The 21,069-nt window shown below is 63.9% G+C and carries 18 protein-coding genes and 3 pseudogenes; all 21 read left to right on the top strand.

Translation table 11 applies throughout. The features are described from left to right. Positions 1-23 precede the first annotated feature (23 nt). Positions 24-1,040, top strand: a complete 1,017-nt coding sequence (locus ACQKEN_RS14075) for an ABC transporter permease (protein WP_172612435.1) — start codon at positions 24-26, stop codon at positions 1,038-1,040. A 1-nt stretch (position 1,041) separates the two neighbouring features. Next, positions 1,042-1,941: a D,D-dipeptide ABC transporter permease gene (gene ddpC / locus ACQKEN_RS14080; RefSeq protein WP_427686316.1), complete on the top strand. Its 900-nt coding sequence runs from the start codon at positions 1,042-1,044 to the stop codon at positions 1,939-1,941. A 2-nt stretch (positions 1,942-1,943) separates the two neighbouring features. After that, a complete protein-coding gene (locus tag ACQKEN_RS14085) occupies positions 1,944-2,978 on the top strand; it encodes an ABC transporter ATP-binding protein (protein ID WP_427686318.1) in 1,035 nt (344 codons plus the stop codon). Further along, positions 2,975-3,958, top strand: a complete 984-nt coding sequence (locus tag ACQKEN_RS14090) for an oligopeptide/dipeptide ABC transporter ATP-binding protein (protein WP_427686319.1) — start codon at positions 2,975-2,977, stop codon at positions 3,956-3,958. The genes ACQKEN_RS14085 and ACQKEN_RS14090 overlap by 4 nt, the downstream gene beginning before the upstream one ends. A gap of 485 nt (positions 3,959-4,443) precedes the next feature. Continuing rightward, a pseudogene (locus tag ACQKEN_RS14095) lies at positions 4,444-5,478 on the top strand (HAMP domain-containing protein); the annotation flags it as partial. A 93-nt stretch (positions 5,479-5,571) separates the two neighbouring features. Further along, positions 5,572-6,336 (top strand): methyl-accepting chemotaxis protein, encoded by a 765-nt coding sequence (locus tag ACQKEN_RS14100; RefSeq protein ID WP_420793071.1) that lies wholly within the window; start codon positions 5,572-5,574, stop codon positions 6,334-6,336. Between the two features lie 1,142 nt (positions 6,337-7,478). Next, complete coding sequence (phnC, locus tag ACQKEN_RS14105) at positions 7,479-8,312, top strand: phosphonate ABC transporter ATP-binding protein (protein WP_427686321.1); 834 nt, start codon at positions 7,479-7,481, stop codon at positions 8,310-8,312. Between the two features lie 73 nt (positions 8,313-8,385). Then, the gene (gene phnD, locus ACQKEN_RS14110) at positions 8,386-9,390 is read left to right on the top strand and encodes a phosphonate ABC transporter substrate-binding protein (RefSeq protein ID WP_427686323.1); all 1,005 of its coding nucleotides are present in this window, start codon (positions 8,386-8,388) and stop codon (positions 9,388-9,390) included. A 76-nt stretch (positions 9,391-9,466) separates the two neighbouring features. Then, positions 9,467-10,255 carry a phosphonate ABC transporter, permease protein PhnE gene (phnE, locus tag ACQKEN_RS14115; RefSeq protein WP_074887601.1) on the top strand — a complete coding sequence of 263 codons (789 nt, stop codon included), beginning with the start codon at positions 9,467-9,469 and terminating at the stop codon, positions 10,253-10,255. A 39-nt stretch (positions 10,256-10,294) separates the two neighbouring features. Then, positions 10,295-11,014 (top strand): phosphonate metabolism transcriptional regulator PhnF, encoded by a 720-nt coding sequence (gene phnF / locus ACQKEN_RS14120; RefSeq protein ID WP_427686326.1) that lies wholly within the window; start codon positions 10,295-10,297, stop codon positions 11,012-11,014. Positions 11,015-11,028: 14 nt separating this feature from the next. Then, positions 11,029-11,511 (top strand): phosphonate C-P lyase system protein PhnG, encoded by a 483-nt coding sequence (phnG, locus tag ACQKEN_RS14125; RefSeq protein ID WP_427686328.1) that lies wholly within the window; start codon positions 11,029-11,031, stop codon positions 11,509-11,511. A 26-nt stretch (positions 11,512-11,537) separates the two neighbouring features. Then, the gene (phnH, locus tag ACQKEN_RS14130; RefSeq protein WP_427686349.1) at positions 11,538-12,155 is read left to right on the top strand and encodes a phosphonate C-P lyase system protein PhnH; all 618 of its coding nucleotides are present in this window, start codon (positions 11,538-11,540) and stop codon (positions 12,153-12,155) included. After that, positions 12,155-13,228, top strand: a complete 1,074-nt coding sequence (locus ACQKEN_RS14135; protein WP_427686330.1) for a carbon-phosphorus lyase complex subunit PhnI — start codon at positions 12,155-12,157, stop codon at positions 13,226-13,228. The genes phnH and ACQKEN_RS14135 overlap by 1 nt, the downstream gene beginning before the upstream one ends. After that, positions 13,225-14,112 (top strand): alpha-D-ribose 1-methylphosphonate 5-phosphate C-P-lyase PhnJ, encoded by an 888-nt coding sequence (locus tag ACQKEN_RS14140; RefSeq protein WP_427686332.1) that lies wholly within the window; start codon positions 13,225-13,227, stop codon positions 14,110-14,112. The genes ACQKEN_RS14135 and ACQKEN_RS14140 overlap by 4 nt, the downstream gene beginning before the upstream one ends. Beyond that, positions 14,109-14,939, top strand: coding sequence for a phosphonate C-P lyase system protein PhnK (gene phnK, locus ACQKEN_RS14145; RefSeq protein ID WP_427686333.1), 831 nt, complete (start codon positions 14,109-14,111; stop codon positions 14,937-14,939). The genes ACQKEN_RS14140 and phnK overlap by 4 nt, the downstream gene beginning before the upstream one ends. A 22-nt stretch (positions 14,940-14,961) precedes the next feature. Then, positions 14,962-15,702: a phosphonate C-P lyase system protein PhnL gene (phnL, locus tag ACQKEN_RS14150; protein WP_427686335.1), complete on the top strand. Its 741-nt coding sequence runs from the start codon at positions 14,962-14,964 to the stop codon at positions 15,700-15,702. After that, a complete protein-coding gene (locus ACQKEN_RS14155) occupies positions 15,696-16,859 on the top strand; it encodes an alpha-D-ribose 1-methylphosphonate 5-triphosphate diphosphatase (RefSeq protein WP_427686337.1) in 1,164 nt (387 codons plus the stop codon). Before phnL ends, ACQKEN_RS14155 begins: the two co-directional genes overlap by 7 nt. Continuing rightward, on the top strand, positions 16,859-17,425 hold the full coding sequence (phnN, locus tag ACQKEN_RS14160; protein WP_427686339.1) for a phosphonate metabolism protein/1,5-bisphosphokinase (PRPP-forming) PhnN: 567 nt from the start codon (positions 16,859-16,861) through the stop codon (positions 17,423-17,425). The genes ACQKEN_RS14155 and phnN overlap by 1 nt, the downstream gene beginning before the upstream one ends. Further along, positions 17,416-18,165: a phosphonate metabolism protein PhnP gene (gene phnP / locus ACQKEN_RS14165; RefSeq protein WP_427686341.1), complete on the top strand. Its 750-nt coding sequence runs from the start codon at positions 17,416-17,418 to the stop codon at positions 18,163-18,165. Before phnN ends, phnP begins: the two co-directional genes overlap by 10 nt. A 396-nt stretch (positions 18,166-18,561) precedes the next feature. Next, a pseudogene (locus tag ACQKEN_RS14170) lies at positions 18,562-19,185 on the top strand (PDC sensor domain-containing protein); the annotation flags it as partial. Between the two features lie 525 nt (positions 19,186-19,710). Then, positions 19,711-20,310: pseudogene (locus ACQKEN_RS14175) on the top strand (methyl-accepting chemotaxis protein); the annotation flags it as partial. Positions 20,311-21,069: the final 759 nt, after the last annotated feature.

Genomic DNA, 21,069 nt, shown 5'->3' on the forward strand with positions numbered 1-21,069 from the left:
CGACTGCGTGACCGAGGTGCCCCATGGCCTTCCTGAATATGCTGCGCAAACGCCTGGGCGGCCTGCTGCTGGTGGTGTTCGGCGTTTCCCTGATTACCTTTTCCATCTCGCACCTGATTCCGGGCGACCCCGCGCGACTGATCGCCGGGGACCGCGCCACCGACGCCATCGTCGAAAACATCCGCCATCAGTTGGGGCTGGATCTGCCGCTGTATCAACAATACGGCCGCTACATGCTCGACCTGCTGCACGGCGACCTGGGCACGTCGATTCGCACCCATCGCCCGGTGCTCGAAGATTTGCAGGCGTTCTTCCCGGCAACGCTGGAACTGGCGCTGGCGGCGCTGACCCTGTCGATTCTGGTGGGTGTGCCGCTGGGCGTGCTCTCGGCGGTGTACCACAACCGCTTCATCGACCAGGTCGCGCGCACCCTGGCGGTGACCGGAATATCAACCCCGGCGTTCTGGCTCGGCCTGGGCCTGATCGTGCTGTTTTACGGTCACCTGAACTGGCTGCCCGGCAGCGGGCGGCTGGATGAAGGGCTGGACCCGCCCCGTACCGTCACCGGTTTTTACCTGATCGACACGCTGCTGGCGGGCGACACCGGGCTGTTCTTCAACGCCGTGCAGCACCTGATTCTGCCGGCCATTACTCTGGGCTTCGTCAACCTCGGCGTGGTGGCGCGGCAGATCCGCTCGGCGATGCTCGACCAGCTCGGCGAAGACTACATCCGTACCGCGCGCGCCTACGGCCTGTCGAAATGGGCGGTGATTCTGCGCCACGCCTTGCCCAATGCGCTGATTCCCTCGGTGACCGTACTGGGCCTGACCCTGGGCGATCTGCTCTACGGCGCGGTGCTCACCGAAACCGTGTTCGCCTGGCCGGGCATGGGCGCCTACGTGGTCAAGTCGATCCAGTCGCTGGATTTCCCGGCGGTCATGGGCTTCGCGATCATGGTTTCATTCATTTACGTGTTGCTGAACATGGCGATCGATCTGCTGTACCGCCTGATCGATCCGCGCATTGGCGAGGTGAACTGACATGACGACTCCGATCACTGCGCCCGCCGTGGCGCCACTGCCGGCCGCCTCGCGCTGGCAGGACAAATGGGCCTACCTGGCCCATCAGATTCGCCGCAGTCCGCTGACCATGGCCGGGCTGCTGATCACCGTGATGGTGCTGCTGGTGATGGCCTTCGCGCCCTGGCTCGCGTCCCATGATCCCAATGCGCTGAACCTGACCCAGCGTCTGGCCGCGCCGTCCGCTGCCCACTGGTTCGGCACCGACGAAGTGGGCCGCGACCTGTTCAGCCGCGTGCTGTACGGCAGCCGGCAATCCGTCGGCGTTGGCCTGTTCGTTGCCTTCGCTTCGTGCTTTGCCGGCGGCTTGCTGGGTTGCATGTCCGGGATCATTGGCGGGCGCTTTGACGGCCTGATCATGCGCCTGATGGACATCATGCTGTCGGTGCCGTCGCTGGTGCTGATCATGGCGCTGGCCGCCGCGCTGGGCCCGACCCTGTTCAACGCCATGCTGGCGATCACGCTGGTGCGGATTCCCTTCTACGTGCGCCTGGCCCGGGGTCAGGCCTTGAGCATCCGGCAGATGGGTTACGTCAAGGCCGCCGAAACCTTCGGTGCCGGGCGTTGGCACATGGTCATCTGGCACGTGGCGCGCAACGCCATGCCGCCGTTGCTGGTGCAGCTGAGCCTGGACATCGGCAGCGCCATCCTCATGGCCTCGGCCCTGGGCTTCATCGGCCTCGGCGCGCAACAACCGACGGCGGAGTGGGGGGCCATGGTCGCCACCGGGCGTAACTACATCCTCGATCAATGGTGGTACTCGACCTTTCCCGGCGTGGCGATTCTGATCACCGCCACCGGTTTCAACCTTTTGGGCGACGGTGTGCGTGACTTGCTCGACCCACGGCAGCAGGGGAAATGACCATGCAGGCTTCCGTTCAACAACCCCTTGCCGCGCAAGCGCCGGTGCTGGTCATCGACGACCTGCGTATCGAATTTCCGGCCTACAAGAGCACGGTCAAGGCGCTCAACGGCGTGTCGCTGCACGTCAATCCCGGAGAGATCGTCGGGGTCATCGGCGAGTCCGGCTCGGGCAAATCCGTCACCGCGATGCTCAGCCTGCGTTTGCTGCCGGAGCGCTCGTACGAGGTGAAGAGTGGCCACCTGAGCATTCTCGGCCGCGACATGCTCACCGCCAAAGAGAAGGACCTGCTGAGTGTGCGGGGCCGTGACGCGGCGATGATCTTTCAGGAACCCATGACCGCGCTCAATCCGACCCGCCGCATCGGTCGGCAGATGCTTGACGTGATCATCCATCACCAGCGCCTGAGCAAGGCCGACGCCAAGGCCAAAGCCATCGCCTTGCTGCGGGACATGCACATCGCCGACCCCGAGCAGGTGATGAACAGCTACCCCTTCGAGCTCTCCGGCGGCATGCGACAGCGGGTGATGATCGCGTTGGCGTTTTCCTGCGATCCGCAATTGCTGATCGCCGACGAACCGACCACCGCGCTGGACGTCACGGTGCAGCGGCAGGTGTTGTTGCTGCTGCGGGAAAAGGCTCGGGCGCGGGGCACGGCGATTCTGCTGATCACCCATGACATGGCGCTGGTGTCGCAGTTCTGCGACCGGGTGTACGTGATGTACACCGGCGCGGTGGTGGAGCAGGGCGTGACCGCTCAAGTGATGGCCGACCCCCGACATCCGTACACCCAGGGCTTGCTGAGTGGGTTGCCGGAGCAGGTCGAACCGGGCCAGGACCTGATGACCATTCCCGGGCAGGTGCCCAATCTCTCGGCATTGCCGGAGGGCTGCACGTTCCGCGATCGCTGCGCTTTCGCCATGCCCAAATGCCTCCAACGTCCGCCGATGCAGACCCTCGACGCCGCCGCCGACCGCAAAAGCGCCTGCTGGTTGAGCGCGCCCTCACACGCCACCGCACAGGAGTCGCGGCCATGATCCGTTCAGCCCTGCAGACATTGCCCGGCGCAAGCCCGACCATCCTCGGCCTGCAAGACGTGCGCGTGCATTACCCGATGGGCAAGGACTGGCTCGGTCGCCCGAAGGCGCTGGCCCATGCCCTGAACGGCATCGATCTTCAGGTCCGTGGCGGTGAAACCCTCGGCGTGGTCGGTGAGTCCGGCTGCGGCAAAAGTACCCTGGCGCAGTTGCTTATGGGCTTGATCAAGCCGACGTCGGGGCGACTGGACTGGGTCTACAACAGCGACAAGGAACGCAGCAGCAACGTGCAGATCGTGTTTCAGGACCCGCAGTCGTCCCTGGACCCACGGCTGCCGGTGTGGAAAGTGATCACCGAGCCGTTATTCGTGCAGCGATCGGCGCCGCGCCACGAAATGCGCGACATTGCGGCGAAGGTGGCGGCCCAGGTGGGGATTCGTACGGAGTACCTGGACCGGTTTCCCCATCAGTTCTCCGGGGGACAGCGTCAGCGCATTGCGATCGCCAGGGCGTTGTCGTCCAACCCGGACATCATCGTGCTGGATGAGCCGACCTCGGCGCTGGACATTTCGGTGCAGGCGCAGATTCTGAATCTGCTGGCCGAGCTGCAGCGCAGTCGGGACCTGACGTACATCCTGATCTCCCACAACGTCTCGGTGGTGCGGCACATGGCCGACCGGGTGGCGGTGATGTACCTGGGGCAGATCGTGGAGTTGGGTACGGCGGCGCAGGTGCTGGAGCGGCCGCGTCATCCGTACACGCAATTACTGCTGGAGGCGGTGCCGCGTCTGGGCGTGGCGGTGGACGAGGGGCAGGTGTCGGCGCCGACCGAGCTGCCGGGTAATCGGACGTTGCCGACGGGGTGTTTTTTCCGGGACCGCTGCCCGAAGGCAACGTCGGGTTGCGAGAGGCCGCAGGCGTTGTTGCCGGCAACAGGCGCGGCGGAAGGTGAGCGGGTGAGGTGTCATTTGCAGTCGTGAGGGGATAAGCAGCTTCAATGGCGAGAACAGGTCTTCGCTGGTTGCCCTCGCACCCTTGTAGGAGCGCGCTTGCCCGCGAATACGGTCGGTCAGTCAATGCGTCACTGCCTGACAGAACGCATTCGCGGGCAAGCGCGCTCCTACAGTGGATCGGGTGCACACTCGGGTCTTTGGTTGTCTGGCAACTCTGGTTATCCACTCACTGCGCTCATTAACTTCATCGTTCCAAGCCGTATATAAATAAGAGTGTTTATTGGATCCAGACTTTGACCTGGACTTCCCGCATTCGAATTGAAGCTCTAACGTTTCTCCCTTCAAGTAAGTATCCAGAACTTTCATCGATACCCGGCCCTAAATTCCCCGCGTTCGCTGCCGAAACATCTTTCAGGCCGTGCCTTCTCTTTTCTGCAGCACCCGTGCAAAGCGCAGCGCACCTATCGGCATCGCACTCTCGTCGCTGTCATCTCTGTTATGGACACACGCATATGATCAAACGTCTGGGTTTCAGCAAAAAGATCTTGCTGGCCGCTGCACTCATCGTGGTAGTTGCTTTCTCGTGTTTCATTCTGGTGAACGACTATCGCCAGCGCGAAACCCTGAAGAACAGCGTCGCTTCCGAACTTCAACAGTTGGGCAGTCTGACCACACAAAACATTCAAACCTGGCTGGACAGCCGCACGCAGTTGCTCAACTCCATGGCCCAGCAGATCGCGGTGGACGGCCCGGCGGCGAGCAGCTTGCAACGGGCGATCGGTTTGCCGGTGTATCCGGACAATTTCCAGCTCAGCTATTTCGGCAGCAAGGACGGCGTGATGTTCTCGGTGCCAGCGGGCAATCGCCCGGCCGACTATGACCCGCGGGCCCGTGGCTGGTACAAGGCCGCCGATGCGGCGCAGGGCATTATCGTGACCGAGCCGTACATCGCCGCGTCGTCGGGCAAGCTGGTGGTAACCCTGGCCACGCCGGTGCGTCAGCAAGGACAGATGATCGGCGTCGCGGGCGCGGACATTTCCCTGGACGCGATCAGCAAGACCATCAACTCGCTGAACTTCGGCGGCCACGGTTATGCATACATCGTCAGCGCCGACGGCAAGATTCTGATCCACCCCGACAGCAAGCTGATCCTGAAGAACGTCAGCGAGGCCTACCCGAACGGCGCGCCGACCATCGCGCCGGGTGTGACGGAAATCGAGTCCGGCGGCAAGGGGCAGATCATCTCGTTCACCAAGGTGGAGGGCCTGTCATCGGCGAACTGGTACGTGGCGCTGGTCCTCGATCGCGATGCGGCCTACTCGATGCTCAGCGAATTCCGCTCTTCGGCGATTCTCGCCATGGTCATTGCTGTGGCGATCATCATGCTGCTGCTGGGCTTGCTTATCCGCGTGCTGATGCAGCCGTTGCACCAGATGGGCCGGGCGATGCAGGACATGGCCGACGGGGAGGGCGACTTGACCAAGCGTCTGGCCATCGTCTCCCAGGACGAATTCGGCGCGCTCGCGCAGTCGTTCAATCGCTTTGTGGAGCGTATTCACGGCTCGATCCGCGAAGTGGCGTCGACCGCCGGGCAACTGGGTGAAGTCGCGGCCCGCGTTGTTGGTGCCTCGAACTCGTCGATGGGCAATTCCGATCAGCAGACCAGCCGCACCAGCAGTGTGGCCGCCGCGATCAACCAGCTCGGCGCCGCCGCCCAGGAAATCGCCCAGAACGCTGCGCTGGCCTCGCAGCATTCCAGCGAAGCCACGCAACTGGCCAGCGAAGGCCAGGGCGTGGTCAGTCAGACCATCAAGGCGATGAATCAGCTGTCGGAGAAGATCAGCGAGTCGTGCGCCAACATTGAAACCCTGAACAACAAGACCGCCAACATCGGGCAGATTCTTGAAGTCATCACCGGTATTTCCCAGCAGACCAACTTGCTGGCGCTCAACGCCGCCATTGAAGCGGCGCGGGCAGGGGAAGCGGGCCGTGGTTTTGCGGTGGTGGCGGACGAGGTGAGGAATCTGGCGCACCGCACCCAGGATTCGGCGCAGCAGGTGCAGGGCATGATCGAGGAATTGCAGGTCGGCGCGCGCGACGCGGTGATCAACATGACAGAGAGCCAGCGCCAGAGCGAGAACAGCGTGACCATCGCCAATCAGGCCGGCGAGCGCCTCAACAGCGTGACTCGCCGGATCAGTGAGATCGACGGGATGAACCAGTCGGTGGCGACGGCGACCGAGGAGCAGACGGCGGTGGTGGAGTCGATCAATGTCGATATTACGGAGATCAATACGCTGAACCAGGAGGGTGTCGATAACCTGAAGTCGACTCTGGATGCCTGTGCTCATCTTGAGCACCAGACGGCGCGGCTGCAGCATTTGGTGGGGACTTTTAGGATCTAAACGGCTGATCAAGATCAAGATCAAGAGCGTCTGCCTAAGGGCAGACTGTTTCGCCTTCGGCGAGTTACTTGGAAAAGCACCCCAAGTAACCAAGGGTGCTTGCTCCTGGCTTGGTTCCTCCTTCGTCGGAATACCCTCACTCCGACGACGCTCCGTGGGCCCGCGCCGAACGGACATCCATGTCCTGACGGCGCTCTCGCCGCATCCATGCGGCTCGACCCACTACGCGTCGTCTACGTTCAGCCTGCACCCAAGTCGCGATGGGCGTCGTCTGAACTATTTGTGTTTGAAGATCAAGATCAAAAGCAGATCAAAGGCTTCCCGGCTAAAGCCGGTCCCACTAGGTGCGAGATGATCGTTCCCTACGCTCCGCGTGGGAATGCATCCCCTGACGCTCCGCGTCACAGGTCTCACTGACGGGATGCGGTGCTTTTGCAGGACCGGCTTCAGCCGGGAAGAGGCCAGCCTTTACTCCCTCAATCCCCCAGCGCGCCATCCGACGCCTTCCCGGCTAAAGCCAGTCCCACCAACGCAGGCACGACGCGAAACTGTAGGAGCCGGCTTGCTGGCGAACCGGTTTCGTCATCCGACACTTTCGGTTCTGGCCCACCGCGTTCGCCAGCAAGCCGACTCCCACAGTATGCCGCCCGACCTCAATTCTGCGGCGTAACACCCTACGCTTCTCCGGCTAAAGCCAGTCCTACTGGGCGGAGTGCATTTCCATAGTGGGACCGGCTTCAGCCGGGAAGAGGCCAGTCTGTACACCCTTAATCCTGCAGCGCGCCATCCGACGCTTTCCGGTTAAAGCCTCCCACTGACTGCACCGCGTTGTGCTGCCAGACCAACGGCACGAATTATTTGTTTCAGCCCCGCCTTTAACCTCGCCATCACGCCTTCAACATCCGCGCAACTTGTCTAGCCCGCACAGCCGCTAGATTGCCCTTCGACGTCCTGATGTCCACAAACCCTCTGAAAAACCGCGCATCAAACCGTCTCCGAACTGCCATCCGGCGGTCATCGTCGATTCATGGAACTGCCACAGGCTGCCCCTAATGTCACTCGCACCGAACGCGGCCATGGACGGTCCTGCGGCTGATCATTCACCCCGGCAGGACGCTGGAATCACAAGACCAGAGAAGCCCATGAACGCAGCCATCCACGTCGACCGCCTGAACAAGACATTCGCCCGAAAGACCGCTTTGGTTGACCTTGCATTGTCTATACAACACGGAGAAATGGTGGCGCTGATCGGCGCTTCCGGTTCCGGCAAATCCACGCTGTTGCGCCATCTGGCCGGGTTGGCCTGCTGTGATCGCAGCAACGGCGGCACCGTTCGGGTGCTGGGGCGCGAAGTGCAGGCTTCGGGCCGGCTCAACGGCAAAGTGCGCCGCCTGCGCGCGGACATCGGCTACATCTTCCAGCAATTCAATCTGGTCAATCGCCTCAGCGTGCTCGACAACGTCCTGCTCGGCTGCCTCGGTCGCATGCCGCGCTGGCGTGGCAGCCTGGGCCTGTTCAACGCCGAAGAGAAAGCCCGGGCCATGGCCAACCTTGATCGCGTTGGCCTTGCCGATCTGGCGCCGCAACGGGCCTCGACCCTGTCCGGCGGCCAGCAGCAGCGGGTGGCCATCGCCCGCGCGCTGACTCAGCAGGCCGAAGTCATTCTCGCCGACGAGCCCATTGCCTCCCTCGATCCCGAGTCCGCGCGCAAGGTCATGGAAATCCTCGCCGACATCAATCGCCGGGACGGCAAGACCGTCGTCGTCACCCTGCATCAAGTGGATTACGCCGTGCGCTATTGCCCGCGTGCCGTGGCCCTCAAAGGCGGACGCATTCATTTCGACGGCAACGGCGCCGAGCTCAACAGCCAGTTCCTCAACGACCTGTACGGCGCCGACGCCGACACCAGCCTGATGTTCGACGGCAGCGCGCGGGATACCGAACGACCTCCCCAACTGCTGATGGCCCGCGCCTGATTCAGCTGCAGCACTGACAAACCACATAAACCAGACAACACCCCAACAACCAACCCAGCTCCGGGAGTTCCCCATGTTGAACCGTATCGGGCGCGTCTTCGCGTCTGCCGCTGTCGTCGCCGGTTGCCTGATGGGCACTGCGCAGGCCGACGACAACGTCATCAACTTCGGCATCATGTCCACCGAGTCCTCGCAGAACCTGAAAAGCGTGTGGCAGCCATTCATCGACGACATGTCGAAAAAGACCGGGCTGAAAGTCAACGCCACCTTCGCCTCCGACTACGCCGGCCTGATCCAGGGCATGCGTTTCAACAAGGTCGATGTGGCCTGGCTGGGCAACAAGGCGGCCATGGAAGCGGTGGACCGTTCCGGCGGCGAGATCTTCGCCCAGACCGCTGCCGCCAACGGTGCGCCCGGCTACTGGAGCGTGATCATTGCGCGCAAGGACAGCCCGATCAATTCGGTCGAGGACATGCTCAAGCACGCCAAGGAACTGACCTTCGGCAACGGCGACCCGAACTCCACTTCGGGCTACCTGGTGCCGGGCTACTACGTGTTCGCGCAGAACCACGTCGACGCCGCGACCGCCTTCAAACGCACGCTGAACTCCAGCCATGAAGTCAACGCCCTCAGCGTGGCCAAAGGGCAACTGGATGTCGCGACCTTCAACACCGAAAGCTGGGACCGCCTGGAAGTCACCCAACCGGACAAGGCCGCGATGCTCAAAGTGATCTGGAAGTCGCCGCTGATCCCGGCCGACCCGATGGTCTGGCGCAAGGGCCTGTCGGACGCGGACAAGAACAAGATCCGCGATTTCTTCGCCAACTACGGCGACACCGACGAAGAAAAGGCCGTGCTGAAGAACATGCAAATGGGCAAGTTTCTCAAGTCCTCGGACGACCAGTTGCTGACCATCCGCCAGCTTGAGCTGTTCAAGCAGAAAACAGAAACCACCGCCAGCACCACCCTCAGCGCCGACGAAAAGGCCACTCGCCTGAAAGACATCGACGCTGGTTTGGCGAAGCTGCAGGACCGCATCTCCGAGCTGGAAAAACAAGGCACCGCCAAGGCGGGTTGATGCACGCGGCGCGCTGTTCCTCGATGGCCACGGCGCGCCAGTCATGGCGCTTCACCCGTTCGCAACCGGACTCTTTATGACCACTCACGCTGCTTACATCGAAGCCGCCGGCAAGCGCAGCTGGCCGCAATACCTGGGCTGGGGCCTGTTCCTGGCGATGATGGCCTGGGCCTGGCACGGCGCGGAAATGAACCCGCTGGCGCTGTACCGCGACTCCGGCAACATGGCGACCTTCGCCGCCGACTTCTTCCCGCCTGACTTTCACGAATGGCGCGCGTACCTCAAGGAAATGATCGTCACCGTGCAGATCGCCCTCTGGGGCACGCTGCTGGCGATCGTCTGCTCGGTGCCGCTGGGCATTCTCTGCGCCGACAACATCACGCCGTGGTGGATTCACCAGCCGCTGCGCCGGGTCATGGATGCGTTCCGCTCGATCAACGAAATGGTCTTCGCCATGCTCTTCGTGGTCGCTGTCGGCCTGGGCCCGTTTGCCGGCGTCCTGGCGTTGTGGATCAGCACCACAGGCGTGCTCGCCAAGCTGTTCGCCGAAGCGGTGGAAGCGATCGATCCGGGCCCGGTCGAGGGCGTTCGGGCCACCGGCGCCAGCGCCTTGCAGGAAGTGATCTTCGGGGTCATCCCGCAAGTCATGCCGCTGTGGATTTCCTACGCGCTGTACCGCTTCGAATCCAACGTGCGCTCGGCGACGGTGGTGGGGATGGTCGGTGCCGGCGGGATCGGTGTGATCCTCTGGGAAAACATCCGCGCCTTCCAGTTCACCCAAACCTGCTCGGTGCTGCTGGTGATCATCGTGGTGGTGAGCGTCATCGACATCTTCTCCCAGCGCCTGCGCAAGCAGTTCATCTAATGACCACGACAGGAGAGGGTGCGAACCCTTTTTTTAGCCATGCAGTTGTCTAGACAATCCGAACCGCTTCACCGAGAACCGATGTACCTCGAACTGGCGCAAACCCTGCGCAGTGAACTCGACCGCTACACCGCCGGCGAATACCTGCCCGCTGAAATCCAGCTGGCCGCGCGCTTCGAGGTCAACCGGCACACGGTTCGCCGGGCCATCGACGAACTGGTGCGTGAAGGCAGCCTGCTGCGCCGCCAGGGCAAAGGCACCCAGGTGCTGGGCCGGCCGCTGGTGTATCCGGTCGCCGCCGGCAGTGCCTACAGCGAATCCCTGTCCGCGCTGGGCCACGGCGTTGAAGCGGTGCTGCTGCAACGCCGGCACTGCACGGCGACAGCGGAGGAGGCCGGGCATCTGGGCCTCGAACCCCATGCGCCGCTGATCGAACTGCAAACCCTGCGCCGCCTCGACGGCCAGCCGGTCTGCCTGATTCGCCACCGTTACTGCGCCACCCGCGCGTCGTTGATCGCCGACTACGTCAGCGGCTCGGTGCGCCAGTTCCTCACCGAACGCGAGTTGCCGTTGACCCGCACCTTCAGCCTGATCGGTGCGCGCTTGCCCAGTCGCGAAGAAGCCAGCGTGCTGCTGATGCCGCGCCACTTGCCGGCGCTGACGGTGCTGACCCTTTCCCACGATGCGCACGGAAACCCGGTGGAGATTGCCCATTCCACCAGCCGCTCCGACCGCTTCCAGTATCAGATCGTCACCTGACGGAGATGCCCTCGATGACTGCCACATCCGTTTCTTCCACCGCGCCCGACGCCCAAACCCCCGGCCACGCTGCCCGCCAGCACTGGATCGGCGTGCTCTCGCGCAGTCGCCGCGCCGAACTGCTGGCCCACGAAGCCGCCCTGCGTGACGCCGACTACCAACTGATCCGCGCGCCGGAAATCGGCATGACCCTGGTGCGCGGCCGCATGGGCGGCAGCGGCGCGCCGTTCAACGTCGGCGAGATGACCGTGACCCGTTGCGTGGTGCGCCTGGCCGACGGCCGCACCGGCTTCAGCTACCTGGCGGGGCGCGACAAAGCCCACGCCGAACTGGCCGCCCTGGCCGACGCGCATTTGCAGGGCGCCCAACAGGCGCACTGGATCAGCGACTTGATCGACCCGCTGGCCCGTGCCCAAGACCTGCGCCGGGCCCAACAACAAGCCGAAACCGCCGCGACCAAAGTGGACTTCTTCACCCTGGTCAGAGGAGAAAACTGATGAGCACCTCTCTCGCAACTCAATCCTTGCCCGCCTCGCTGCTGCAGCCGGCATTCGCCGACCCGGTGCTGGATGCCCAGCGCAGTTTTCGCGCCGCCCTCAAGGCGCTGGCCGGTCCCGGTGTCGCGCAAAGCCTGCTCGCCACGCAAACCCCGCCGCACCTCGAAGGCCTGGCGGCTGCCAGTCACGCGCTGTGCCTGGCGCTGTTGGACATCGACACGCCGCTGTGGCTTGCGCCCAAATTCGACACCCAGGCCATCCGCGCCAACCTGACCTTTCATTGCGGCTGCCCGATCGTCAGCGACCGGCAGAACGCCCGCTTCGCGCTGCTCGACGACAGCCAGTTGCACGACCTCAGCGGTTTCGACCTGGGCAACGATCGCTACCCCGACCAGTCCTGCACGCTGCTGGTCCAGTTGCCGAGCCTGCAGGGCGGCACGCAACTGGCCTGGCGCGGGCCGGGCATCGAAAGCAAAAACCACGTCAGCCTGCCGCTGCAGGAGGCGTTCTGGCAGGAGCGCGAAGCGCGCAATGACTTCCCCCGCGGCATCGACGTGTTCTTCGTCGCCGGCAGCGAATTGCTCGGCCTGCCGCGCAGCACACAAGTGGCGTTCAAACCGTCGCCGTCGCAAGGAGCCGCCTGATGTACGTTGCCGTCAAGGGTGGCGAACAGGCCATCGACAATGCCCACAAACTGCTGGCGAAACAGCGCCGGGGCGATACCTCCGTCGCGGAACTGGGCGTGGAACAGATCCGTCAGCAATTGCCCCTGGCCGTCGCCCGGGTGATGACCGAGGGCTCGCTGTACGATGCCGAACTCGCGGCGCTGGCGATCAAGCAGTCGGCCGGCGATCTGGTTGAAGCCATCTTCCTGCTGCGCGCCTACCGCACCACGCTGACCCGCTTCAGCGCCAGTCTGCCCATCGACACCTCGGCCATGCAGCTCAACCGGAGACTGTCGGCCACGTTCAAGGACGTGCCGGGCGGGCAACTGCTGGGCCCGACATTCGATTACACCCACCGTTTGCTGGACTTCACCTTGCTGGCCGAAGGGGAGTTTCCCGGGCCTGACGCCCAGGCGGACGCCGCCGTTCAGGACTGTCCGCGAGTGCTGGGCCTACTGGCCAAAGAAGGCCTGATCAAGGAAGAACAGGACACCGGCGCGCCGGTCGCCGACATCACCCGTGAGCCCCTGGAGTACCCGGCCAGTCGCGCCGAACGCCTGCAAGCATTGGCCCGGGGCGATGAAGGCTTTCTCTTGGCGCTGGGCTATTCGACCCAGCGCGGATACGGCCGCAACCACCCGTTTGCCGGCGAGATTCGCGTCGGTGAAGTGGAGGTGTGGATCGAGCCGGAAGAGCTGGGCTTTCCGATTTCCATCGGCGCCATCGAGGTGACCGAGTGCGAAATGGTCAACCAGTTCGTCGGTTCCGCCACCGAGTTGCCGCAGTTCACGCGCGGTTATGGACTGGCCTTCGGGCACGCCGAACGCAAAGCCATGGGCATGGCGCTGGTGGACCGCTCCCTGCGCGCCGGTGAGTACAGCGAGGAGATCGTTTCGCCGGCGCAGCAGGAAGAATTCGTGCTCGCCCACTGCGACAACGTCGAGGCCGCCGGTTTCGTCTCGCACCTGAAACTGCCGCACTACGTGGACTTCCAGTCCGAACTGGAGCTGATCCGCAAACTGCGCAAGCCCTTAAAGGAGCAGGCCCAATGAACGCCGCCACGCAGCCACGTCCGCAACCACAGACGCCGCGAGACGAGGCCTACAACTTCGCGTACCTGGATGAACAGACCAAACGCATGATCCGCCGCGGCCTGCTCAAGGCCGTGGCGATTCCCGGTTATCAAGTGCCCTTTGGTGGCCGTGAAATGCCGCTGCCTTACGGCTGGGGCACCGGCGGCATGCAGCTGACCGCCGCGATCCTCGGCGCCGAGGACGTGCTCAAAGTCATCGATCAGGGCGCCGACGACACCACCAACGCCGTGTCGATCCGCCGTTTCTTTGCCCGCACCGCCGGTGTCGCCACCACCGAGCGCACCCCCGAAGCGACGATCATCCAGACCCGTCACCGCATCCCGGAAACGCCGCTGCACGCCGATCAGATCATGGTCTATCAGGTGCCGATCCCCGAGCCGCTGCGCTTCATCGAACCCTCGGAAACCGAAACCCGCACCATGCACGCGCTGAACGACTACGGCGTCATGCACGTCAAGCTCTACGAAGACATCGCGACCTTCGGCCACATCGCCACGGCCTACGCCTACCCGGTGACCGTCGATGAGCGCTACGTCATGGACCCGTCGCCGATCCCCAAATTCGACAACCCGAAGCTGGACATGAGCCCGGCGCTGATGCTGTTCGGCGCCGGCCGCGAGAAGCGTCTGTACGCGGTGCCGCCGTTCACCCGCGTCACCAGCCTGGACTTCGAGGATCACCCTTTTGACGTGCAGAAGTGGGAACACAACTGCGCCATCTGCGGCAGTCACGATTCGTTTCTCGACGAGCTGATCCTCGACGATCAGGGGACCCAGAGCTTCGTTTGCTCGGACACCGACTACTGCGCGCAACGGGTCAGTCAGGGGAGGGCCGCGCAATGAATGCCGCTCAACAGATCGTCCGCGATGCGGTGACTGATCCCACCCAGCCACTGCTGAAAGTGCGCGGCCTGACCAAGTTGTACGGCCCGGAAAAAGGATGCCAGGACGTCAGTTTCGAGCTGTACCCCGGCGAGGTGCTGGGCATCGTCGGCGAATCCGGCTCGGGCAAATCGACGCTGCTTTCGTTGCTCAGCGGCCGTTGCCCGCCGGACAGCGGCGTGATCGATTACCGCCTCGCCGACACTCATAAAAATGCCGGCCAATGGCTGGACCTGTACAGCGCCAGCGAGGCCGAACGCCGCACCTTGCTGCGCACCGAATGGGGCTTCGTCGAGCAGAACCCCCGCGACGGCCTGCGCATGGCGGTGTCGGCCGGGGCCAATATCGGCGAGCGACTGATGGCCCAGGGCGTGCGCAATTATCAGGCGCTGCGGGCGGCGGGGCTGGACTGGCTCAACCAGGTGGAAATCGATCCGGCGCGGATCGACGACCTGCCACGAACCTTTTCCGGCGGCATGCAGCAGCGCCTGCAGATCGCCCGAAATCTGGTGTCCGGTCCACGGCTGGTGTTCATGGACGAGCCCACCGGCGGCCTCGACGTGTCGGTGCAGGCGCGCTTGCTCGACCTGATGCGCGGGCTGGTGCGTGAACTGGACCTGGCGGTGGTGATCGTCACCCACGACCTGGCCGTGGCCCGCCTGCTCGCCGATCGGCTGATGGTCATGCGCCGTTCCCGCGTGGTGGAAACCGGCCTCACCGACCAGATCCTCGACGACCCGCAACATCCGTATTCGCAGCTGCTGGTGTCTTCGGTGCTGCAGCCATGATCCGCCTCTCGGGATGCCTTCAATGAACACGCTGATCGAGGTCCGTGACCTCTCGAAAACCTTCACCCTGCGCCAGCAGAACGGCGTCGTGCTCAATGTGCTGCGCGGTCTGAATTTCTCCGTCGACGGCGGCGAATGCCTGGTGCTCCACGGCCATTCCGGCGCGGGCAAAAGCACGCTGCTGCGCACCCTATACGGCAACTACCTGCCAGCCGGCGGCAGCATTCGCGTGCAGCATCAGGGCGAGTGGCTGGAACTGGTCGGCGCCGCGCCCCGGGAGGTGCTGCAAGTGCGCCAGCAGACCCTCGGGTATGTCAGCCAGTTTTTGCGGGTCATTCCTCGCGTCGCCACCGTCGACGTGGTCATGGAACCGGCGCTGGCCCGGGGCTGGAAACGCGAAGACGCCCAGGTCCGCGCCGAGCATCTGCTCGCTCGGCTGAACATTCCCCAGCGGCTGTGGCAACTGGCGCCGGGGACGTTTTCCGGCGGCGAACAGCAACGCGTCAACATCGCCCGCGGCTTCATGGTGCCATGGCCGGTGATGCTGCTGGACGAGCCGACCGCGTCGCTGGACGACGGCAATCGCCAGGTGGTCCTCGAATTGATCAATGAAGCGAAGAGCGCCGGCGCTGCGGTGATCGGCATTTTCCACGACCGTCTGGCCCGGGAAGCGGTGTCCGACCGTCATCTGGACATGACCCCGCCCGACCTTGCCCCGCAGGCCTCGATGGGTTCCAGCCTGAAGGAGACCGAACAATGCTGAATGAACAGATCCTGACCAACGCCAAGATCGTCACCGCCGAGCGCGTCTTCACCGGGACCGTGGTGCTGCGCGACGGTTTGATCAGCGAAGTCGATCAGAGCATCAGCCGGCTAGCCCAAGCGCAGAACCTCAACGGCGATTACCTGCTGCCGGGGCTGGTCGAGCTGCACACCGACAACCTGGAAAAACACCTGAGCCCACGCCCGGGTGTGGACTGGCCGTCGGCCTCGGCGGTGATGAGCCACGACGCGCAAATCATTGCGGCGGGCATCACCACGGTGTTCGACGCGCTGTCCATCGGCGACGTCAATCCCAAGGGCAAGCGCATGCAGCAACTGCCGGGCATGATCGAGGCGATCGCCGCGGCAAACGCTGCCGACATGACCCGCGCCGAGCACCGCCTGCACCTGCGCTGCGAAGTCTGCCACCCCGACACCCTCAGCGTGTTCCGCGACTTGGTCGAGCAGCCGCTGGTGCAGCTGGTGTCGGTGATGGACCATTCGCCGGGCCAGCGCCAGTTCGCCCTGGAATCCAAGTACCGTGAGTACTACATGGGCAAGTACCACCTGAGCAGCGAGCAGATGGACGCCTTCATCGTCGAGCAGGTCGCCAACTCGAAGACCTACAGCGACCGTTATCGCCGGGCCATCGTCGACATCTGCCTGACGCGGGGCCTGTCGGTGGCCAGCCACGACGACGCGACGCTGGCCCACGTCGAGGAATCGGCGGCCTACGGCATGAGCATCGCCGAGTTCCCGACCACCCTTGAAGCGGCGCAAGGCTGCCGGCGTCTGGGCATGAGCGTGTTGATGGGTGCGCCGAACATCGTTCGCGGCGGCTCGCACTCGGGCAACATTGCGGCGGCGACATTGGCCGAAGAAGGGCTACTGGATATTCTCTCCAGCGATTACTATCCGGCCAGCCTGTTGCAGGCGGCGTTCACCCTGGGCGCCCAGCTGGATGCAGCGGACGAGTCGACAGGCGCCGGACTGGCGCGTGCAGTCACTACGGTCAGCCTGGCACCGGCCCGTTCAGCAGGCTTGCACGATCGTGGCGAAATTCGCGTCGGCCTGCGCGCCGACCTGATCCACGCCCGGGCTATCGGTACACTGCCGGTCATTCAACAAGTCTGGCGACAAGCGAAGAGGGTGTTCTGATGGCAGGCAGGTTGATCTATCTCATCGGGCCGTCGGGTTCGGGCAAGGACAGCCTGCTGGACGCGGCCCGCGAGGCGTTGGCCGCGCGGGATTGCCGAATCGTGCGGCGGGTCATCACCCGCTCGGCGGAAGCCAAAGGCGAAGCGGCCCAGGCGGTCAGCGTCGAGCGTTTCGAGGCGTTAAAGGCCGAGGGTGCGTTTGCACTCGACTGGTTTGCCAACGGCCTGCATTACGGCATCCCGAAAGAGATCGATCAATGGCTGGCCGAGGGTCACGATGTCCTGGTCAACGGTTCGCGCGGCCATCTGCCCCAAGCGCGGTCGCGTTATCCGTCGCTGTGGGTGGTGCTGTTGACAGTGGATCAGGCGGTATTGCGGGAGCGCTTGCTCAGTCGAGCGCGGGAATCGGCCGAAGACATCGAAACCCGACTGGCGCGCAACGCGCAGTTCGCTGACGACGTGCAGGCGAGCGATCCGTCGTTGATCGTCCTCGACAACTCCGGCGCGCTGGAGCAAACCGTCGCCCGATTGTTGCAGCGACTGGAGCGCGCCGCCGCATGCGCCTGACGCTTCTTGGCACGGGGGATGCGCGGCAAGTGCCGGTTTACGGCTGTGAGTGCGCGGCCTGTTGCGCCGCCCATGCCGACGAACGCCTGCGTCGACGGCCGTGCTGCGCGCTGGTGGAACTGGGCGAACAGCGCTGGCTGATCGACAGCGGCTTGCCCGACCTCACCGAACGCTTCCCTCCGCGCAGCCTCAGCGGCATCCTGCAAACCCACTACCACGCCGACCATGCCCAGGGTCTGTTGCACCTGCGTTGGGGTCAGGGCCTGGTGATCCCGGTGCACGGCCCGGTGGACGCCGAAGGGCTGTCGGACCTGTACAAACACCCCGGCATCCTTGATTTCAGCCAGCCCTTCATGCCCTTCGAAAGCCGCGCCCTGGGCGAACTGCAAGTCACCGCATTGCCGCTGCTGCACTCCAAACCGACGCTGGGTTATCTGCTGGAAGGCGGGGGACGGCGCATCGCCTACCTCACCGACACCGTCGGCTTGCCCCATGACACCCAGGCCTTTTTGCAGCGCGAGTCGCTCGACGTGCTGATCCTCGACTGCTCCATGCCACCTCAGCCGCAAACGCCGCGCAACCACAATGACTTGAACCTGGCGCTGCAGATCATTGAAGCGCTCAAGCCCGCGCAAGCGGTGCTGACCCATGTCGGGCATACGCTGGATGCGTGGCTGATTGAGCATGCCGCTGAACTGCCCGCACATGTTCGGGTGGCGCGGGACGAAATGGAGGTCTGACCGGGGCGGCCGGGGAGACGTTGGCGAGTCATCCTATGACCACCTGTCGCCCATGTCGCTTAAACCTCGGTCCGGCTTCAACTTTTGACTGTGACAGCCGTTGCAAATGTAGCCCTACATTTCCTTCGGAGCTTGACCATGTCTTTGATTCCCCGCCGTATTGCTGGACGAATGACCCTGGGGATCCTGACATTGCTGATTCTCACGGCGGTGGCGATTTTCGCGGTCATGACCCTGGGGGGCAAACCCCAACTGGTGGCCGCCGGTACCGAGTCGGCGGAGCAGTCAGCCAGCGCCATCACCCGTCAGCTTGCGTTGCCCTTGAGTCGCATCGAGGGGACCGCAGCTGCCATGGCGCTGCTGGCGGAAACGCTGCCCCGCGAAGAAGCCCTGTACATGAGCAATTTCCCCGGCTTGATCGACAGCCAGGGGGACTCAGCCATTGCCGGCGGCGGCGTGTGGCCAGAGCCCAACGCCTTTGCGGCCGGCACCGAGCGCCGCAGCTTTTTCTGGGCACGGAACGCCAGCAACCGGCTGGATTTTTCGGACGAATACAACCAGGCCAAAACGCCGCCTTATCAGGCTGAAACCTGGTACACCGGGGCCAAGTCCGCACCGGCAGGGCGTTGCGTCTGGTCCGATGCGTATCAGGACCCGGTCAGTGGCGTGGCCATGACCACCTGCAGCGTCCCGTATCGGGCCCGGGGCGCGTTCGCCGGGGTCGCGACCATCGACCTCAAGCTTGACGGTCTGGCGGCCTTCCTCAAAGAGAAGGGCGGCGTCACCGACGGCTACGCATTCGCGGTGGATCCTTCAGGGAACGTGCTGTATTTCCCCGATGCGAAAGGCACCAAGGGCCTGTTGACCATGAGCGGATTGAGCCAGGAGCAACCCTGGTTAAAGCCGGTGGCTGATCAGCTCGCGAGCAACGCCTCGGCCCTCTCGACCTTGAGGATTGAGCACGATGGCCGGCTCAACGGCCCGGCGTACGTCACGCTGGCGACCATGGCCGGCACCGGCTGGCGCATTGGCCTGGTGACCCCGGAAGCCCGGGTTGTCGGCCTGGCCAACCGCCTGACGGCGCAGATTCTGTTGTTCCTGTTGCCGCTTTTAGGCGTGCTGCTGGGGCTGGCCTGGCTGGCCGGCAAGCGGCTGCTGGCGCAACTGGACGAGACCACCGCACAGATCTCAAGCCTGGGCCAGGGCGGTCAGATCGATACGCAACTGGCCATCGTGCGCGCCGACGAGATCGGCGCGCTGCGTGAGTCGGTCAACCGCTACGCAGGTTCGCTGCGGGACATGCTGCACCGCATCGCCGAGGAGTCGGTGTCCCTGGAACGCCAGGCCAACGAGCTGGCGCAGCTGTCCCAAGGCGTCGCCGAGCGGGCCGAATCCCAGCGTCAGGACAACACCTTGCTGGCGACCGCGATCACCGAGATGTCGGCCAGTGCCAATGAGGTCGCCCAGAACACCACGGACTGCTCCGACACCGCCCGCCGTTCCCTGGGCGATGCGCAGAAAAGTCAGGACCAGGTCAACAGCAACAGCCAGTCCATCGAAGTACTGGCAACGGACATTGCCGGGGCGGCGGGCGCCATCACCCAACTGGGCGACGACATCGAGCGCGTGGGCAGCGTGCTGGAAGTGATCAAGTCGATCTCCCAGCAGACCAACCTGCTGGCCCTGAACGCCGCCATCGAAGCGGCGCGCGCAGGGGAACAGGGGCGTGGCTTTGCGGTGGTGGCCGATGAAGTGCGTACGCTGGCCGGGAGAACCCAGGCTTCGGCGAACGAAATTCAGGAGATGATCTCGCAACTGCGTCAGGCCTCCAGTGCGGCGGTCTCGACCATGCAGAACGGTGCCACCCGCACCCGTGAGTCGGTGCAACAGGCTGTGAACGTCGCCGCCACACTGGGCACCACCGTCTTCAGCTTCGACGACATCGTCCAGCGCGCCCATCAGATCGCCGTGGCCGCCCAAGAGCAGAGCCACGTCACCCACGAAATCAACGAGCTGGCGGTGCGCATCCACGCCTCCAGCGAACAAAGCGCGCGGGACGCCGGCACCTTGCGCGAACTGGGCAAAGGCATGCAGTCGATCTCCGGTCGCCTGGGTGCACTGAGCCGCGGTGGCAACCAGGCCTGAGGCACCTTTGTCAAACCGCGACATCGCCGGTGGCCACACCGGCTTTTTCCCGGCTTCAACCTTGAAGCCATTGATCCGGATGTATTCGGTCCGTAGGAGCCGGCTTGCTGGCGAACGCAGTGGGTCAGTCGACATCTCCATTTCAGCGCCACCGCATTCGCCAGCAAGCCGGCTCCTACAGTGAGTGCGTGTGCATTCAGTGGAAATGGTGGTAGCCACACCGGCCTCTTCCCGGCTGAAGCCGGTCCCACAAAAAGCAGCGCGTATACCCTGTGGGACCGGCTTCAACCGGAAAGCCATTGATCCGGATGTATTCGGTCCGTAGGAGCCGGCTTGCTGGCGAACGCAGTGGGTCAGTCGACATCTCCATTTCAGCGCCACCGCATTCGCCAGCAAGCCGGCTCCTACAGTGAGTGTGCGTGCATTCAGTGGAAATGGTGGTGGTGACACCAGCCTCTTCCCGGCTGAAGCCGGTCCCACTAACAGCAGCGCGTGCATCCAGTGGGACCGGCGTCCGCCGGGAAGTCATTGATCCGAATTTACTCGGTCCGTAGGAGCCGGCTTGCTGGCGAACGCAGTGGGTCAGTCGACATCTCCGTTCCAGCGCCACCGCATTCGCCAGCAAGCCGGCTCCTACAGTGAGTGCGTATGCATTCAGTGGAAATGGTGGTGACACCAGCCTCTTCCCGGCTGAAGCCGGTCCCACTAACAGCAGCGCGTGCATCCAGTGGGACCGGCGTCCGCCGGGAAGTCATTGAT

The organism is Pseudomonas sp. NPDC078416 (assembly GCF_050268485.1).
Taxonomy (GTDB): domain Bacteria; phylum Pseudomonadota; class Gammaproteobacteria; order Pseudomonadales; family Pseudomonadaceae; genus Aquipseudomonas.

Excerpts from the sequence above, each read along its gene's own strand:
- ACQKEN_RS14140 (WP_427686332.1), top strand. The coding sequence starts at position 13,225 with ATGAACGCCGCCACGCAGCCACGTCCGCAACCACAGACGCCGCGAGAC.
- ACQKEN_RS14155 (WP_427686337.1), top strand. The coding sequence starts at position 15,696 with ATGCTGAATGAACAGATCCTGACCAACGCCAAGATCGTCACCGCCGAG.
- phnC (WP_427686321.1), top strand. The coding sequence starts at position 7,479 with ATGAACGCAGCCATCCACGTCGACCGCCTGAACAAGACATTCGCCCGA.
- phnL (WP_427686335.1), top strand. The coding sequence starts at position 14,962 with ATGAACACGCTGATCGAGGTCCGTGACCTCTCGAAAACCTTCACCCTG.
- phnD (WP_427686323.1), top strand. The coding sequence starts at position 8,386 with ATGTTGAACCGTATCGGGCGCGTCTTCGCGTCTGCCGCTGTCGTCGCC.
- ACQKEN_RS14090 (WP_427686319.1), top strand. The coding sequence starts at position 2,975 with ATGATCCGTTCAGCCCTGCAGACATTGCCCGGCGCAAGCCCGACCATC.
- phnP (WP_427686341.1), top strand. The coding sequence starts at position 17,416 with ATGCGCCTGACGCTTCTTGGCACGGGGGATGCGCGGCAAGTGCCGGTT.
- ACQKEN_RS14085 (WP_427686318.1), top strand. The coding sequence starts at position 1,944 with ATGCAGGCTTCCGTTCAACAACCCCTTGCCGCGCAAGCGCCGGTGCTG.
- ddpC (WP_427686316.1), top strand. The coding sequence starts at position 1,042 with ATGACGACTCCGATCACTGCGCCCGCCGTGGCGCCACTGCCGGCCGCC.
- ACQKEN_RS14075 (WP_172612435.1), top strand. The coding sequence starts at position 24 with ATGGCCTTCCTGAATATGCTGCGCAAACGCCTGGGCGGCCTGCTGCTG.
- phnG (WP_427686328.1), top strand. The coding sequence starts at position 11,029 with ATGACTGCCACATCCGTTTCTTCCACCGCGCCCGACGCCCAAACCCCC.
- phnE (WP_074887601.1), top strand. The coding sequence starts at position 9,467 with ATGACCACTCACGCTGCTTACATCGAAGCCGCCGGCAAGCGCAGCTGG.
- ACQKEN_RS14100 (WP_420793071.1), top strand. The coding sequence starts at position 5,572 with ATGGGCAATTCCGATCAGCAGACCAGCCGCACCAGCAGTGTGGCCGCC.
- phnN (WP_427686339.1), top strand. The coding sequence starts at position 16,859 with ATGGCAGGCAGGTTGATCTATCTCATCGGGCCGTCGGGTTCGGGCAAG.
- phnK (WP_427686333.1), top strand. The coding sequence starts at position 14,109 with ATGAATGCCGCTCAACAGATCGTCCGCGATGCGGTGACTGATCCCACC.
- ACQKEN_RS14135 (WP_427686330.1), top strand. The coding sequence starts at position 12,155 with ATGTACGTTGCCGTCAAGGGTGGCGAACAGGCCATCGACAATGCCCAC.
- phnF (WP_427686326.1), top strand. The coding sequence starts at position 10,295 with ATGCAGTTGTCTAGACAATCCGAACCGCTTCACCGAGAACCGATGTAC.